2 protein-coding genes and 1 pseudogene are annotated in these 1291 nt (G+C 45.0%); all 3 read left to right on the top strand.

Translation table 11 applies throughout. The annotated features are described in order from the left end of the window. A partial coding sequence (gene pilO / locus KIV40_RS33495) for a type 4a pilus biogenesis protein PilO (protein WP_285353728.1) occupies positions 1 to 632 on the top strand: 632 nt, incomplete at its 5' end. Further along, positions 625 to 960: an MSHA biogenesis protein MshK gene (locus KIV40_RS33490; protein ID WP_285353726.1), complete on the top strand. Its 336-nt coding sequence runs from the start codon at positions 625 to 627 to the stop codon at positions 958 to 960. The genes pilO and KIV40_RS33490, both read left to right, overlap by 8 nt. Positions 961 to 975: 15 nt before the next feature. Next, positions 976 to 1291, top strand: a pseudogene (locus tag KIV40_RS33485) (pilus (MSHA type) biogenesis protein MshL); the annotation flags it as partial.

The following is a 1291-nucleotide window of genomic DNA, read 5'->3' as shown; positions in this document are numbered from 1 at the left end:
AATATAGCGATAAGTTCCTCGCATTAAGCTCAAGAGAAAAATGGCTTGTTTTACTGTGCGGTTTGGTTGGCCTGTTTATGCTCCTATTCAGTGTGTTGGTTGAGCCAGCTTACAACGACCTACAAGCAAAACGTGCAAAAAGCATGAGCCTGACGCAATCCAATCAGAGGCTTGAAGGTGAACTGTTGGTGTTGCAAGCCAAGCTAAGTAAAAACCCAGATAAAGAGATCAATATTGAGTACAAGTCTCTATTAGTTCAGAGTCAAGAGCTCTCTATGGAGCTGTCTCAGATTATCGATGGCCTTATCTCGCCTTCTCAGATGGCAGAATTGCTAGAGAATGTCTTGAGCTCAGGTAAAGGTCTTAAGCTTGCCTCGTTAGAGTCACTTAAACCTGAGCCGATTGCGAACAATAAGGGCACCAGTGAATATTCTGGTTATTACCTTCACCCTGTACGCATGGAATTAACGGGTAGCTACTTTGACATCTCGGCTTATTTACAGGCTTTGGAGTCTCTGCCGGTTTCTTACTACTGGCGTACGTTCCAGTACAAGGTTGAGGAGTACCCACAAGCACGTTTGGTGTTTGAGGTCTACACGTTGGGGACAAGACAGGAGTTCATCGGTGGTTAGAGTTCTTTTATTGTCTCTGTTGTTTTGTAGCTCGTCGGTATTGGCTGAACAAGATCCAACCGCGCCTCTGGGGTGGTTGGTACCGAAAGAGCAGAAAGCCGCACCCGTTAAAAAAGCACCCACTCGTTACCGTTTACCTTCATTGCAGAGCATTGTGTGTAAAGGTCAAAGCCCATGTTATGCCATTTTAAATGGTCAGGTTGTCTCACAAGGTGAGGTGATCCGTGGGTATAAGGTGAAAAAAATCGATTCAGAATACGTCACTCTTCAGAGAAGCACTCAGCAGTGGAAGTTGGAGCTGTTCTCTTTGGATATTAAGAATAATTAAGGTTTGAGTGAAGACATGCGTAAACTTGTAGTAGCAATTATAGTTTCATCTTTAGTCGGTTGTTCTATGGGGCATCGTGACCCGGTAGAGATCAAAGAGTCTTTGAATGAATCCATTAATGAAGCCAATAGCCGAGCTCTAAATGAGCTACCATCGTCAGTGCAAGACGACCTGATGCCACAATTTGATGATGACCCAATGTCGCCGAGTATGGAGACGGTGAAGCGTTTTCGAATTCAGGCTAACCGTGTCGATGCGCGTGCATTTTTCGCGAGTTTGGTCAAAGGTACTGAATTCAGTGCCGCTATTCACCCGAGTGTTTCGGGCAACA

This window comes from Vibrio sp. D173a (genome assembly GCF_030248475.1).
This window is presented reverse-complemented; position numbering and strand designations above follow the sequence as displayed.